The organism is Paracoccus sp. TOH (assembly GCF_030388245.1).
Lineage (GTDB): Bacteria > Pseudomonadota > Alphaproteobacteria > Rhodobacterales > Rhodobacteraceae > Paracoccus > Paracoccus simplex.
In genome coordinates this window covers 196,717-209,778 of sequence record NZ_CP098362.1, presented here as the reverse complement: position 1 = coordinate 209,778, position 13,062 = coordinate 196,717, and the positions used below count along the sequence as shown (strand labels likewise).

The following is a 13,062-nucleotide window of genomic DNA, read 5'->3' as shown; positions in this document are numbered from 1 at the left end:
CGCGAAAGCCGTTGCAGCCCGCCGCCGCATCATAAAAACATGCGACAACCAATCGTCGCTTCAAAACAGGGAGTTTGTCATGAAACTGAAAAGGCTGCTGATCGGCGGCGCCGCCGCGCTGGCGCTGGCCGGGGCCGCCCAGGCCGAGGGCGTCAAGGTCGGGATGATCACCACGCTGTCGGGCGGCGGCGCCGGGCTGGGCGTCGATACGCGCGACGGCTTCCTGCTGGCGTTGAAGAACGCCGGCGAGGCGGGCCAGGCGGTCGAGCTGGTGATCGAGGACGACCAGCAGAAACCCGATGTCGCGGTGCAGATCGCCGACAAGATGATCCAGTCCAAGCAGGTGGACGTGCTGACCGGCATCGTCTGGTCGAACCTCGCCATGGCGGTGGTGCCGGCGGCGGTGGCGCAGGACAAGTTCTACCTGTCCACCAATGCCGCGCCCTCGCAGCTTGCCGGGGCCGGCTGCAACCCGAAATATTTCTCGGTTTCCTACCAGAATGACAACCTGCACGAGGCGGCGGGGGCCCATGCCACCGATGCCGGCATCGGCAAGGTCTTCATCATGGCGCCGAACTATCCCGCCGGGCAGGATTCGCTGGCGGGTTTCAAGCGCTATTACAAGGGCGAGGTGGTCAGCGAGGTCTATACCCAGGTCGGCCAGACCGATTACGCCGGCGAGATCGCCCAGATCCGCGCCAGCGACGCGGATGCGGTGTTCTTCTTCCTGCCGGGCGGCATGGGCATCGCCTTCATGAAGCAATATGCCGAATCCGGCGTCGGCAAGCCGCTGATCGGCCCGGCCTTCAGCTTCAGCCAGGACATCCTGCCCGCCGTGGGCGATGCCGCGCTGGGGGTCAAGAACACCGCGCAATGGTCCAAGGACCTGGAGAACGAGGCGAACAAGACCTTCGTCGAAACCTTCCAGGCCGAATACGGCCGGCTGCCCTCGCTTTACGCGGCGCAGGCCTATGACACGGCCAACCTGCTCCTCTCGGCCATCGCCAAGGCCGATGTGGGCGATGCCGACGCCTTCCGCGCCGCGCTGGCCGAGGCGGATTTCCCCAGCGTGCGCGGCAAGTTCCGCTTTGGCCCGAACCAGCACCCGATCCAGGACTATTACGTGCGCGAGGTGGTCAAGGAAGGCGACGTGCTGACCAACAAGATCATCGGCCCGGCCATGGCCGACCATGGCGACGCCTATGCCGAGCAGTGCAAGATGTAAGCCCTGCCGGGCCGGACCGACACGGCCCGGCCCCCTGGCCAATCGGGAGAGAAAGCGGTGATGCTTCTGGCCGAGCAGGCGCTGAACGGCCTGCAATACGGGATGATGCTGTTTCTGATGGCGGCCGGGCTGACCCTGGTCTTCGGCGTCATGGGGCTGATCAACCTTGCGCATGGCTCGCTCTACATGACCGGGGCCTTCGCCTGCGCGGTGGTGGCGGCGGCCACCGGCTCGTTCTGGCTGGGGCTGGCGGCGAGCCTGGCGGCGGCCGCCGCCGCGGGCGCGCTGGTCGAGATCGCGGTGATCCGCCGGCTTTACGCCCGCGACCATCTGGACCAGGTGCTGGCGACCTTCGCGCTGATCCTGGTGTTTTCCGAGGGCACGCGCTGGCTGTTCGGATCGTTTCCGCTTTACCTCAAGCTGCCGCCCTCGCTTTCCGGGGCGGTGCTGCTGCCGGGCGGGCTGCATTATCCGCTGTTCCGGCTGGTGATCATCGGCTTCGGCGCGGCGGTGGCCCTGGGCCTGTGGTGGCTGATCACCCGCACGCGGCTGGGCATCCGCATCCGCGCCGGCGAGGCGGATCGCGAGATGATCGGCGCGCTGGGGGTGGATATCGCCCGGCTCTACACCATCGTCTTCGCGCTTGGCGCGGCGCTGGCGGGGTTGGCGGGGGCGCTGGTCGGCACGATCCAGTCGGTGCAGGTCGGCATGGGCGAGCCGGTGCTGATCCTGGCCTTCGTGGTGGTGGTGATCGGCGGCATCGGCTCGATCAAGGGCGCCTTCATCGGCGCGCTGCTGGTCGGCATGACCGACACGCTGGGCAAGGCGCTGCTGCCGGATCTGTTCGGGCAGGTGCTGGACGCCTCGAGCGCCAATACCGTCGGGGCCTCGCTGGCCTCGGTGCTGATCTATGTGCTGATGGCCGTGGTACTGATCCTGCGGCCGCAGGGGCTGTTCGGGGCGAGGAGCTGAACCATGCGCGCGATGCTGACCCGCGACACCGCGATCAACCTGGCCATCCTGGCCCTGCTGGTCGCCACCGCCATCGCCGCGCATCTGCTGGGCGAGGGCTTTGCCGTCACGCTGGCGACCAAGGCGGCGATCTTCGGCCTGGCCGGGGTGGGGCTGAACCTGGCGCTGGGCTATGGCGGGCTGATCTCGTTCGGCCATGCCGCCTTCTTCGGCATCGGCGGCTATGTGACCGGGATCCTGGCCAGCCATGCCGCCGCCGGCACGCCGGTCGCCACGCTGCCCTTCACCGTCATGGGCAGCAACGAGATGCTGGGCATCTGGCCCATGGCGATGCTGGCGGCGGGGCTGGCGGCGCTGGCCATCGGGGCGCTGTCCTTGCGCACCTCGGGCGTCTATTTCATCATGGTGACGCTGGCCTTCGCGCAGATGCTTTATTACTTCGCCATCAGCTGGCCGCGCTATGGCGGCGAGGACGGGCTGAGCTTCTATGTCCGCAACAGCTTTCCCGGCCTGAACACCTTCGCCCCGATCCAGTATTTCGCCATCTGCGCCGTGCTGCTGGCCGTGGCGCTGGGCTTTACCGCCGTGGTCACGCAGTCGCGCTTCGGCCTGGCCTTGCAGGCGGCGCGGCAGAACGACCAGCGCACCGTCGCCGTCGGCATCCGCCCCTATGCCATCCGGCTGATGGCTTTCGTGCTGTCGGGGATGATCGTCGGGCTGGCGGGGTCGCTTTACGCCGATCTCAACCGTTTCGTCAGCCCGGCCATGCTGTCCTGGCACATGTCGGGCGAGATCATGGTCTTCGTCATCCTGGGCGGCGTGGGGCGGCTTTGCGGCCCGGTCGCGGGTGCGGCGATCTTCATCCTGCTGGAGCATGTGCTGGGTGGCATCAGCGATTACTGGCAGGCGCTGCTGGGCCTTCTGCTGCTGGCCATCGTTCTGTTCGCGCCGGGCGGACTGATCGGCATCGTTACGGGAAGGGGCCGCCATGCCTGAGCCGAAACGCAACGAGCCCATCCTGGAGATCCGCGGCCTGCGCAAGTCCTTCGGCGCCTTGCTGGCGACCGACGATGTCAGCCTGGACCTGCGGGCGGGCGAGATCCACGCCCTGATCGGCCCGAACGGCGCCGGCAAGTCCACGCTGATCAAGCAGATCGTCGGCGAGATCCGGCCCGACGTCGGCAGCATCCGCTTCGAGGGGCAGGTGATCGATACGCTGGACGCGGCGGCGCGGGCACGGCTGGGGCTGGCGCGCAGCTTCCAGGTGTCCTCGGTGATCCCGGATTTCACCGTGCTGCAGAACGTCATGCTGGCCGTGGCCGGGGCCAGCGGCGCGGTGTTCCGCTTTCACCTGCCGGCGCTGGCCGACCGCAAGCTGACCGAGCCCGCCCTGTTCCATATCGAGCAGGCGGGTCTGGCCGGGCGGCAGCTGGTCCCCGCCGCGACGCTGTCGCATGGCGAGCGCCGCAAGCTGGAGATCGCCATGGCCCTGGCGCTGCGCCCGCGCGCCTTCCTGCTGGACGAGCCGATGGCCGGCATGGGGCTGGAGGGCGGGCGGCAATTGACCGCCATCCTGTCGGAACTGCGCGCCGAGGCGCCGATCCTGCTGGTCGAGCATGACATGGACGCGGTCTTCGCGCTGGCCGACCGCATCTCGGTGCTGGTCTACGGCCGGATCATCGCCAGCGGCAGCGTCGCCGAGATCCGCGCCAATCCCGAGGTGCGGCGCTCCTACCTGGGAGAGGAGGCATGACCCGGCTTCTGGAACTGCGCGACGTGACCGCATCCTACGGCCCGGTGCAGGCGCTGTTCGGCATCACCCTGGATCTGGACCAGGGCGAGCTGGTGGCGCTGATGGGCCGCAACGGCATGGGCAAGACCACGACGATCCGCTGCATCAGCCGGCTGATACCGCATTCCGGCGGCAGCCTGCGCCTGGCCGGCCGCGATGTCGCCGGGCTTTCCGCGCCCAAGGTGGCGCGGCTGGGCGTCGGGCTGGTCCCCGAGGGCCGGCGCTGTTTCGCGCCGCTGACCGTGGCCGAGAACCTGACCGTCGCCGCCCGTCCCGGCCCCTGGGACATGGCCCGGGTCTGCGCGCTGTTTCCCCGCCTGCAGGAACGCATGGGCCAGGTCGCGCGCACCCTGTCGGGGGGCGAGCAGCAGATGCTGGCCATCGGCCGGGCGCTGATGACCAATCCGCGCCTGCTGGTGCTGGACGAGGCGACCGAGGGGCTGGCGCCGGTGGTGCGGCAGGAGATCTGGGAGGGCGTGCGGCGGCTGAAAGCCGAGGGATTGTCGATCCTGCTGGTGGACAAGTCGCTCAGCGAGATCGCCTCGGTTGCCGACCGGGCGGTGATCGTCGAACGCGGCGCGACGGTCTGGCAGGGCGGCATCGCCGATCTGACCCCGGACCTGACCGACCGCTATCTGGGGGTATGAATGGCGACGGCGATCTATCGCGGCATGACCCGACAGGACCTGGACACGGCCTACAGCAACACCGGCAGGCTTGCGGATTTTCCGGGGCTGATGCGGGACTTCCGCGCCCGCAGCGCCGCCCTCTATGCCGAGCAGGATTGCCGGCGCGACCTGCATTACGGCCCCGGCGCGCGCCAGACCTACGACTGGTTGTCCTGCGGCAGGCCGGATGCGCCGGTCTTCGTCTTCATCCACGGCGGCTATTGGCAAAGCTGCGTCAAGGAGGATTTCGCCTTTTGCGCCGCCGGGCCGATGGCGCGCGGCCATGACGTGATCCTGGCCGAATACACGCTGGCGCCCGAGGCCCCGATGACGCAGATCGTGGCCGAGATCGGGCGCCTGCTCGATCATCTGGCGCCCCGGATTGCCGGGCGGCCGCTCTGCCTGGCCGGGCATTCCGCCGGCGGGCACCTGGCCGCCATGCATCGCGGCCACCCGGCGGTGGGCTCGGTGCTGGCGATCAGCGGCCTGTTCGATCTTGAGCCCATCGGCCTGGGGGCGCTGAACGACAAGCTGCAACTGACCCCGGCCGAGATCGCCGCCTGCAGCCCGCAGCGCCACATCGCTGCCGGCGCGCCGACGCTGGTCGCGGTCGGGGCCGGGGAGCTGCCCGAACTGATGCGGCAATCCGACGATTACGCCGCGGCCTGCCGGCGGGCGGGCCAGCCGGCGGCGCTGCTGCATGTTGCCGGTTGCGACCATTTCCAGGTGCTGGACGACCTTGCCGACCCGGCCGGCGCGCAACTGACCGCGCTGGCCCGGCTGGGCCGGTGAGGGGGGCGCAGGGCGCTGAACCGGGCCTGAAACGTGCCGAAGCCCCCGGCAGACTGCAGACTGCCTGCTGGCAGCGCGGCGTCATTCTGACGCGATGCGGCGCGGGCCGCAAAGGAGGAACCCGCTTCCCTTGCGGTTGAACATCCGCGCCTGATGAATGCAGCGGCGCGGCACGCGGGGTCCGCCGCTATTCTTCGAGGCAGCGAAAGCGAAGCAGAGTGGCGTGGTCGGCCGGGTCGGTCAGGGCCGTCGCGCCGACGCGGAAGGTCCGGGCCAGGCGGGCAGGGGTCAGCACATCCCGGGGCCGGCCGCAGGCGATCAGGCGCCCGTCCGCCATCACCCCCAACCGGTCGCAGCCCATGGCCTGGTTCAGGTCGTGCAGCGCCAGGATCACCGTCACCGGCAGGCGGTCCACCAGCCGCAGCAGCGCAAGCTGGTGGTGGATGTCCAGATGGTTGGTCGGCTCGTCCAGCAGCAGAAGCCGGGGGCGCTGCGCCAGGGCGCGGGCGATATGCACGCGCTGGCGCTCGCCCCCCGACAGGGTGGGCCAATGCGCGCCGGTCATCTGGGCCATGCCGACCGCGGCCAGCGCCTGATCGACGATCTGCGCATCCGCCGCGCCAAGCGGCTGCAGCGCCGACAGCCATGGGGTGCGGCCCAGCTCGACGGCAGCGCGGACAGAGAGCGACTCGTCGGTATCGGCCTGCTGTTCGACCAGGGCGATGCGACGGGCGATCTGCCGCCGGGACAGCCGGGACAGCGATGTGCCGTCCAGCCGCACCTCGCCCTCGGCGCGCGGCAGCAGCCCGGCGATCAGCCGCAGCAGCGTCGACTTGCCCGAGCCGTTGGGGCCGATCAGGCCGAAGGTCTCGCCTGACGCGATCTCAAGCGTCACGTCCTCGACGATGCGGCGCGGCCCGGCCTTCCAGCCCAGGGCGGTGGTGGACAGTCTCATCCCCGTCTCCGGCTGCGGATCAGGATCAGGGCGAAGCCCGGCGCGCCGACCAAGGCGGTGACGACGCCGATCGACACCACCTGCCCGGGGATCAACATCCGCGAGGCGATGTCGGCGACGATCAGGAACACCGCCCCGGCCAATGCCGACCAGGGCACCAAACGGCCATGCCGAGGCCCGACCGCAAGGCGCACGGCATGGGGGATGACAAGGCCGACGAAGCCGATGGAGCCGACAAGGCTGACCATCACCGCCGTCATCAGCGTGATTGCCCCGATCAGCACCGCCTGCACCCAGCGGACCGGGATGCCAAGCGCCGCCGCGGATTGCGCGCCGAAGGCAAAGCCGTCCAGCGCGCGGATGTGCCAGCAGCAGGCCAGGAACCCCGCCAGCGCGACCGGCCCGGCCAGCGCGACGTCGGGCCAGCGTACGCCGGACAGGTTGCCCAGAAGCCAGAACATGATCCCGCGCGCCTGTTCGGCATTGGCGGATTTGGCGATGAAGAAGCTGGTCAGCGCGTTGAAAAGCTGCGACCCGGCGATTCCGGCCAGAACCAGTTGCGCCGACCCGCCGCCCGCGGCCCGCGCCAGGGTCGAGACCAGTGCGAAAGCCAGCAGCGCGCCGATGAAGGCGCCGGTCGAAAGCCCCAGCGTCCCGCCGCCGACCCCCAGGATCGCCACCGCCACCGCGCCGGTGGAGGCCCCGGCCGAGACGCCCAGCAGGTAGGGATCGGCAAGGGCGTTGCGGATCAGCGCCTGCAGCACCACGCCCGACAGCGCCAGCCCCGCCCCGCAGGCGGCGGCGACCAGGATGCGCGGTATCCGGTAGTTCCAGACGATGGCCGCGTCGATGGGATCGACCGGAAACCCGGCCCCCCCGAGCTTGTTGGCAAGCTCCGCCGTCACCGTCGCAACCGGCAGCGGCGTCTCGCCGATGACGACCCCGGCCAGGATCGCCGCCAGCAGCAGGCCCAGCCCGAAGGCCCCGCGCCAGACGAGAAGCCAGAGGTGGGGCCGGACCCGAAGCCGGCCGGCAAGGGTCGCCGTCTCGGTCATCGCAGCCCAAGCACCGGCAGCGCCGCGGCCAGCGTCTCGAGCGCGGCGATGTTGCGGATCGAGGGATCCATCGCATGGGCGTCCAGGATCACGATCCTGTCGTTTTCGACCGCATCCATCTGGCGGGTGACCGGATCGGATTTCAGGAAGGCGATCTTCTTCTCGTGATCGTCGGCCTCGTACCGGCGACGGTCCATCCGGGCGATGACGATGATCGACGGGTTGGCCCGCGCGATGGTCTCCCAGCTGATGGCCGGCCATTCCTCGTCGCTTTCGACGATGTTTCTCAGCCCCAGCTTCGCCATCAGGTAGCCGGGCGGTCCCTTGCGCCCGGCGACATAAGGATCGACATCCATTTCCGCCGAGGAGAACCAGAATACCGCCGAGGCGTCCTGCAGGTTCAGCGCCTTCGCCTTGTCGCTGGCCGCCGCCTCGCGCGCCTGCAGCTGCGCCACCAGCGCCTCGGCCCGCTCGGGCACGTCGAAGATGCGGCCCAGCTCGTTGACGCCGGCATAGACCGACTGCATCTCGAACATGGTCGAGCGGGTGCCGTCAGAGCCGCTGGCATTGTCCTTGTGCCAGCAGTCGGCGGGCAGGACATAGGTCGGGATGCCGACATCGGCGAATTGTTCGCGCGTGGCGACGATGCCCTGCGGGCCGACATGCCATTCGTATTGCGCGGCGACGAGGCCGGGCTTCCTCGCCACCACCGATTCGAAGCTCGGGTCGTTGTCGGCCAGCCGCTCGATCCCGGCATTCGTGTCGCGAAATTCGGGCAGGACTTCGGTGAACCAGACCGAGGTGGCGGTCACCTTCTCGGCCAGTCCCAGCGAATACAGGATCTCGGTCGCGGCCTGACCCAGGGTGACGGCGCTGTCGGGCGCCTGGTCGAAGGTCAGATCGACCCCGCAATTCTGCAGCTTCAGCGGGTATTGCGCCCCGGCTGTGACGGGCGGCGCGAAGCCGGTCGCGCAAAGCAGCGCGGCGGTCAGGAAGCGGACGAACATGGCATGTCTCCGATGATGACGGCAGCCGAAGACAGGAGGGGAGAGCGCGGCCCAAGACCGGCCGGCGCCCCGCCCCGAAGGCGGTCGCGGCGGCTGGCTGGAACCGGTGCGGCAAGGCACCTCGGGGCAAAATTCATCCGGCACCTCCCCGGGCACCCCGCCCGGGCTGGGTTGAGATTGACGTCGGCAGGTCTCCTGACTGGCGGGTCATCGGGGCGTCGCGGCCTTCCCATGGCGGTTGCCACAGTGGCGTCGTCGCGAAATCCCTTGCCGCCTACAGTTGCGGGGGCAGTTCCGGTTCGCCGGACAGGTCCGGCGGCGGATTCCCTTTCAATTCCTTGCGGAAACCGACGATGTCGGACTAGCCCGCCCGCCGGCCGATGGCAAGCCGTATCGTCCGCCGAACCGCCGTGCGGCTTCCCGCCCGCCGCTCATGCTGCAGCGCAGAACGCATGGCGGGTTTGCCACGGGCATGGCTACTGCCGCCGGCTGTCGCGGCCTATATCCGTCCTGTCCGAAACAGGCCCGCTGAACGGGCAAGATGAAAAAGGTGCCAAGATGTCCGCTGTCGAAATGAGCCATAACCCCGCTGCCGGTGGCTTGGGCCGCATCGTTGCGCGTGTGACCGCCACGGTTGCCGGCTGGAACAACGCCCGCATCACCCGCCGCGAGCTGAACCTGCTGACCGATCGCGAGCTTGACGATATCGGCCTGACCCGCGGCGATATCGAGCGGATTGCCCGCCGCGCCTGAGGCGTAGCCGGCGATGAACGGACCCCGCGGCGATGCCTCGGGGTTTTTTCATGTCCGCCGGCCCGGCCCGGGCGCAGATCGCCCGCCGGCGGGCGATTGGGCTTGCCCGGCCGCCGCCCTTGCCTGATGCTGGCGGCATGACCGCGGCCCGTTCCCATTCCTTTCGCGACGACCCGCTGGTGCCGGGCTTCGACGATTCCGCACCGCTGGCCGTGATGGATGCGGAATGCGCGCTTTGCAGTTGGGGGGCGCGGATGATCCATCGTATGGACCGCTCGGGAGACGTGCGGATATGTCCGGTCCAGACGCCGCTCGGGGCGGCGCTGCTGCGGCATTACGGGCTGGATGCGGAAGATCCCCCGAGCTGGCTGTTCATCGAGGATGGCATCGCCCATTCCGATTGCGACGCGCTGATCCATGCCGGGCGGCGGCTGGGCGGAGCCGGCCGGCTGGCCGCGCCGCTGCGCCTGCTGCCGCGCGGGCTGCGCAACTGGCTTTACCGGCGCGTCGCGCGCAACCGTTACCGGCTGTTCGGCAGGTCGGACATGTGCGCCCTGCCCGATCCGGCCTTCCAGCGGCGACTGCTTCGCTGACGGTCTCCGCCCCGGAGGAGCAAGGAGGGCCGGGAGCCGGCCGTCATTCGCCGCGCCGGGCCTTGCCCGGTGCCGCATCTATTTCCTCGGCCACCAGTTGCTGCAGCGTCCAGATGTAATCGTCATGGATGCCGTGTTCCGCCAGACCCCGGACCGTGCGCAGCAGGTATTCCGCGCCGGACCCGGCCGCCCCGGCCGCACGGGCCAGCCGCCGGGCCTGTTCCTCGACGGTCAGTTCGGCAAGCTGCGTGCCGACCGGATCGGCATAGAAGGTCAGGGCCGGTTCGCGCCCGCGTTCGGTCTCGACCTCGATCCAGCAGGCATTGGCCGCGAGTTCATGGGCGACCAGCTCGCGCCGCAGGATGGCGCGCAGCGATTGCGTCTCGGTTCCCGGGGCGATGTCCAGCACCAACCCGTCGCAGCAGCCGCCCGAGGCAAGGGCGAGCATCAGCCCCGGCCGGTCCGGGGTGCCGCGGAAATGTTCGAGCGAGATCGAGAAGCTGCGATGCCAGCCAAGCGCGGTGGCGCGGCGGCGGGCGCCGACGGCAAAGCCGGGGTTCCAGATCAGCGAGCCATAGGCGAAGACTGGGATCGGCCGCGGCCGCCCGCGCGTCAGCCGGTCGGCCAGAAGGTCCAGATCGTCATCCTCGAGCATCCGCCAGCGCGGGTCGTGCAGCGGTCCCTCGGCCGCGGCCACGCGGGCGACATGATCGTCGGACAGCGCGATGGGGCGGCAAGTGGTCATGGGCTCTCCTGCGGGCGGTGACGAATCCACCCCCGCAAGGTTTCCGCCGGCAAGGGACGGGTCAACCCCGAAACCGCGATGCCCTATGCCGCGCCCTGCAAGGGTCTTTCGCGGGATTTCGGCGCGGTCGCCGGCATGCCCGGCGGGGACATGTCCAGAAGCCGGCCGCACAGCCGCGCCCGTTGCGCCATTGTCGCATCGGGCCGGTCTGCACCTCGGTCACCTCGACCGTCGGCCAGGCCGGAGCGGGAATCGCCCCGACGCTGGATCTCGGGGCAGCGGATGGCAGAATCATGCGTCCGTCACGGCGGCCCCCGTTTCGGTTGCCGAGGAAAAACCTCGGGCCGGTGCGGCCATGTTCCGGCGCGCGCCTTCACCGCCGGCCGATGCTTCCCCCGGGATCACCGTTTCGGATTAGGGGTTCTCTGTCATGCGGGGGGCGGCGCGCCGATGTTAGTCTGAAGCCCGGAAACGTCATGCAGGAGGAGAGCAAGATGACGCAATTCACTCGGGCTGCGGGTATGGCCATCGCGACCGTGTCGATGTGGCTGGGCGGCATGGTCAGCGCCGAGGACGCTGCCCAGATCACCCATATCGACGATGCCCAGTCGATGGAGATCGCGCCCATGGAGACGCCCGGCGTGAACGCCTTCCTTCAGGACGTGGTCGGTTCGGACAATCCCGACAAGCCGATCACCTGCGGCTTCTTCCGGCTGGAAGCCTCGGCCGAGCCGCTGGTCTATACTTATGATTACGACGAGACCAAGCTGATCCTGGAAGGGGAGATCACGGTTTCGGATGGCACGAACAGCTTCGACGCGACCGCGGGCGATGTGCTTCTGCTGCCCAAGGGCGCCAAGGTGACATTCACCACCAAGACCGCCGGCAAGGCTTACGTCTGCGGCGCACGCCTGCGCGACACCGCCTAGGCGCGGGATCGGAAAGGGGAGGAAAAAATGAAAAAGATCAGCACGGGGATGATCCCCGTGGCGGTCGCGCTGATCGCGGGCGCGGCCGCTGCCGAGGAAAGGCTCAACCTGGGCGACCTGACGCAGGGCGACCCGTTCTTCTATACCGCCGACCAGTCGATCAAGGCCGATGACGGGCAGTCGAAGCTGCTCGGTACCGGCCGGCCGTCGCGGACCCATTCGCAGATCCCGCATCTGCCGGTCTATATCGGCTACATGAGCACCAACTACACCTATCGCTTCGTCACCGTCGCCGAGCAGGTGCTGACGATGATCGGCGAGGGCAAGCATGGGCTGTGGCGGGTGCAGGAAAACGGCACCATCCGCGAATATCTCAAGCCCGGCGCCAAGGGCCTGGCCCCCGGCGCCGATCCGCTGGCGCCCGAAAACCTGGAGGCCGTGCGCCAGGACTACGCCTCCTATCTGCCCAGCGAGGGCTGGGACGGCTATCGCTATCCCGATCAGCAGGTCGATGCCGAGGGCCGGCTGACCTTCGTCGACCTGCCGGTGACGCATCCGAAATACGAGGGCCGGTATGCCGGGCATGTGCCCATCGACCTGCCCAATTTCTACTGCACCATGTCCGAGAACGATTTCCCCTATGCCCGGCTGGCCATGGATTTCGCCTTCTCGCAGCCCGGCGCCAACCAGGTCGGGCCGCTGGGCAAGCGCGCCGGGCTGGACATCAGGGAAAACTACACCCGGGTGCTGCAACTGACGCAGTTCCCGGATGCGCGTTCCTGGGTGAATGTCGGCCAGCCGGGGCAGGACGCGCTGCATGTCGACTGGAAGCCCGTCGATGCCGGCCGCATGCAGGCGGAATATTACCTGGTCGAGCGGCCGTTCTTCAACAAGCCCTATCTGTTCCTGATGGCGGTGTTCGACAATCCGGACAATGCGGACTTCCGCTATGTCCGCCCGGACGGCGCCTATTGGAACGACCTGCCCGACAAGGACGGGCTGAAGACCGAGGTGACGCTTGCCCCGCGCTTCCATCTGGAAGGCGGCGAGATTGCCGATGCGGTCGGCCTGCCGCTTTACGGTGTGCATCACCCGAACCGCGCGGCCTTCGGTGCCGGCGGCGCCTGCCCGCTGAAGGGCGGCGACTGGGGCCGCTATCCCGACACCAGCGGCGGCAGCGGCTGGCCGACGCAATACGAGGAGGTCACGCCGCTTTGCGACGCGGTGCTGGTCGACCTGAAATTCTATGCCAATCTGGACGGCCGCGACTGGAACGACCCGCACAAATACCTGGCCAATGCCGGGGTGGGGACCAGGCAGGTGCAATATACCGTGCAGCCCGGCACCTACGGGACGTTCACCGATCCCTATAACGTGGCGCGCGGCATCACGAACCCGCAGCAGATGGACGTGCCGGAGACCATCACCCTTACCTATCCCACTGCCGGGGCGCCGGTCGAATATGCCGAGGTGCCGGCGCCTTCCGAGGATTATCGCGTGGCGGTGCCTGCTCCCAGCACCTCCTGCCGGCCGATCCCGGGCTGAGCCCGGGATCGTGCCATGGCCCGGGCCGACG

General features: G+C 68.9%; 14 protein-coding genes and 1 riboswitch. Of the genes, 10 read left to right on the top strand and 4 right to left on the bottom strand.

Translation table 11 applies throughout. The features are described 5' to 3' along the window. Positions 1-79 precede the first annotated feature (79 nt). Genes NBE95_RS18105 through NBE95_RS18080 form a run of 6 tightly spaced genes read left to right on the top strand, consistent with a single transcriptional unit; the run spans position 80 to position 5,449 of the window. Entirely contained in the window at positions 80-1,225 is a 1,146-nt protein-coding gene (locus NBE95_RS18105; protein WP_289896431.1) for an ABC transporter substrate-binding protein, read from the top strand. 60 nt (positions 1,226-1,285) lie between these two features. Further along, on the top strand, positions 1,286-2,197 hold the full coding sequence (locus NBE95_RS18100; RefSeq protein ID WP_289896430.1) for a branched-chain amino acid ABC transporter permease: 912 nt from the start codon (positions 1,286-1,288) through the stop codon (positions 2,195-2,197). A 3-nt stretch (positions 2,198-2,200) separates the two neighbouring features. Further along, complete coding sequence (locus NBE95_RS18095) at positions 2,201-3,193, top strand: branched-chain amino acid ABC transporter permease (RefSeq protein ID WP_289896429.1); 993 nt, start codon at positions 2,201-2,203, stop codon at positions 3,191-3,193. Continuing rightward, positions 3,186-3,950 (top strand): ABC transporter ATP-binding protein, encoded by a 765-nt coding sequence (locus tag NBE95_RS18090; RefSeq protein WP_289896428.1) that lies wholly within the window; start codon positions 3,186-3,188, stop codon positions 3,948-3,950. The genes NBE95_RS18095 and NBE95_RS18090 overlap by 8 nt, the downstream gene beginning before the upstream one ends. After that, complete coding sequence (locus tag NBE95_RS18085) at positions 3,947-4,636, top strand: ABC transporter ATP-binding protein (protein ID WP_289896427.1); 690 nt, start codon at positions 3,947-3,949, stop codon at positions 4,634-4,636. Before NBE95_RS18090 ends, NBE95_RS18085 begins: the two co-directional genes overlap by 4 nt. Continuing rightward, the gene (locus NBE95_RS18080) at positions 4,637-5,449 is read left to right on the top strand and encodes an alpha/beta hydrolase (protein WP_289896426.1); all 813 of its coding nucleotides are present in this window, start codon (positions 4,637-4,639) and stop codon (positions 5,447-5,449) included. It abuts the gene before it with no gap. A 187-nt stretch (positions 5,450-5,636) separates the two neighbouring features. Here NBE95_RS18080 and NBE95_RS18075 read toward each other — a convergent pair whose 3' ends face one another. Genes NBE95_RS18075 through NBE95_RS18065 form a run of 3 tightly spaced genes read right to left on the bottom strand, consistent with a single transcriptional unit; the run spans position 5,637 to position 8,466 of the window. Then, positions 5,637-6,404 (bottom strand): ABC transporter ATP-binding protein, encoded by a 768-nt coding sequence (locus NBE95_RS18075; protein ID WP_289896425.1) that lies wholly within the window; start codon positions 6,402-6,404, stop codon positions 5,637-5,639. Then, positions 6,401-7,459: an iron ABC transporter permease gene (locus tag NBE95_RS18070; protein ID WP_289896424.1), complete on the bottom strand. Its 1,059-nt coding sequence runs from the start codon at positions 7,457-7,459 to the stop codon at positions 6,401-6,403. Before NBE95_RS18070 ends, NBE95_RS18075 begins: the two co-directional genes overlap by 4 nt. Continuing rightward, positions 7,456-8,466: an ABC transporter substrate-binding protein gene (locus NBE95_RS18065; protein ID WP_289896423.1), complete on the bottom strand. Its 1,011-nt coding sequence runs from the start codon at positions 8,464-8,466 to the stop codon at positions 7,456-7,458. The genes NBE95_RS18070 and NBE95_RS18065 overlap by 4 nt, the downstream gene beginning before the upstream one ends. 167 nt (positions 8,467-8,633) lie before the next feature. Beyond that, positions 8,634-8,833, bottom strand: a riboswitch (cobalamin riboswitch). A gap of 191 nt (positions 8,834-9,024) precedes the next feature. On the opposite strand from NBE95_RS18065, the gene NBE95_RS18060 reads away from it, so the two are divergent. Then, on the top strand, positions 9,025-9,219 hold the full coding sequence (locus NBE95_RS18060; RefSeq protein WP_289896422.1) for a DUF1127 domain-containing protein: 195 nt from the start codon (positions 9,025-9,027) through the stop codon (positions 9,217-9,219). A gap of 137 nt (positions 9,220-9,356) precedes the next feature. Continuing rightward, positions 9,357-9,812 (top strand): DCC1-like thiol-disulfide oxidoreductase family protein, encoded by a 456-nt coding sequence (locus NBE95_RS18055; RefSeq protein WP_289896421.1) that lies wholly within the window; start codon positions 9,357-9,359, stop codon positions 9,810-9,812. 43 nt (positions 9,813-9,855) lie between these two features. Here NBE95_RS18055 and NBE95_RS18050 read toward each other — a convergent pair whose 3' ends face one another. Further along, positions 9,856-10,557: a gamma-glutamylcyclotransferase gene (locus NBE95_RS18050; RefSeq protein WP_289896420.1), complete on the bottom strand. Its 702-nt coding sequence runs from the start codon at positions 10,555-10,557 to the stop codon at positions 9,856-9,858. A 494-nt stretch (positions 10,558-11,051) separates the two neighbouring features. Here NBE95_RS18050 and NBE95_RS18045 point away from each other — a divergent pair, with 494 nt between their 5' ends. Continuing rightward, positions 11,052-11,486 (top strand): cupin domain-containing protein, encoded by a 435-nt coding sequence (locus tag NBE95_RS18045; protein ID WP_289896419.1) that lies wholly within the window; start codon positions 11,052-11,054, stop codon positions 11,484-11,486. 27 nt (positions 11,487-11,513) lie between these two features. After that, positions 11,514-13,031: a hypothetical protein gene (locus NBE95_RS18040; protein ID WP_289896418.1), complete on the top strand. Its 1,518-nt coding sequence runs from the start codon at positions 11,514-11,516 to the stop codon at positions 13,029-13,031. Positions 13,032-13,062 lie beyond the last annotated feature (31 nt).

Excerpts from the sequence above, each read along its gene's own strand:
- NBE95_RS18045 (WP_289896419.1), top strand. The coding sequence starts at position 11,052 with ATGACGCAATTCACTCGGGCTGCGGGTATGGCCATCGCGACCGTGTCG.
- NBE95_RS18100 (WP_289896430.1), top strand. The coding sequence starts at position 1,286 with ATGCTTCTGGCCGAGCAGGCGCTGAACGGCCTGCAATACGGGATGATG.
- NBE95_RS18050 (WP_289896420.1), bottom strand. The coding sequence starts at position 10,557 with ATGACCACTTGCCGCCCCATCGCGCTGTCCGACGATCATGTCGCCCGC.
- NBE95_RS18055 (WP_289896421.1), top strand. The coding sequence starts at position 9,357 with ATGACCGCGGCCCGTTCCCATTCCTTTCGCGACGACCCGCTGGTGCCG.
- NBE95_RS18095 (WP_289896429.1), top strand. The coding sequence starts at position 2,201 with ATGCGCGCGATGCTGACCCGCGACACCGCGATCAACCTGGCCATCCTG.
- NBE95_RS18065 (WP_289896423.1), bottom strand. The coding sequence starts at position 8,466 with ATGTTCGTCCGCTTCCTGACCGCCGCGCTGCTTTGCGCGACCGGCTTC.
- NBE95_RS18090 (WP_289896428.1), top strand. The coding sequence starts at position 3,186 with ATGCCTGAGCCGAAACGCAACGAGCCCATCCTGGAGATCCGCGGCCTG.
- NBE95_RS18075 (WP_289896425.1), bottom strand. The coding sequence starts at position 6,404 with ATGAGACTGTCCACCACCGCCCTGGGCTGGAAGGCCGGGCCGCGCCGC.
- NBE95_RS18070 (WP_289896424.1), bottom strand. The coding sequence starts at position 7,459 with ATGACCGAGACGGCGACCCTTGCCGGCCGGCTTCGGGTCCGGCCCCAC.
- NBE95_RS18080 (WP_289896426.1), top strand. The coding sequence starts at position 4,637 with ATGGCGACGGCGATCTATCGCGGCATGACCCGACAGGACCTGGACACG.
- NBE95_RS18085 (WP_289896427.1), top strand. The coding sequence starts at position 3,947 with ATGACCCGGCTTCTGGAACTGCGCGACGTGACCGCATCCTACGGCCCG.
- NBE95_RS18105 (WP_289896431.1), top strand. The coding sequence starts at position 80 with ATGAAACTGAAAAGGCTGCTGATCGGCGGCGCCGCCGCGCTGGCGCTG.
- NBE95_RS18040 (WP_289896418.1), top strand. The coding sequence starts at position 11,514 with ATGAAAAAGATCAGCACGGGGATGATCCCCGTGGCGGTCGCGCTGATC.
- NBE95_RS18060 (WP_289896422.1), top strand. The coding sequence starts at position 9,025 with ATGTCCGCTGTCGAAATGAGCCATAACCCCGCTGCCGGTGGCTTGGGC.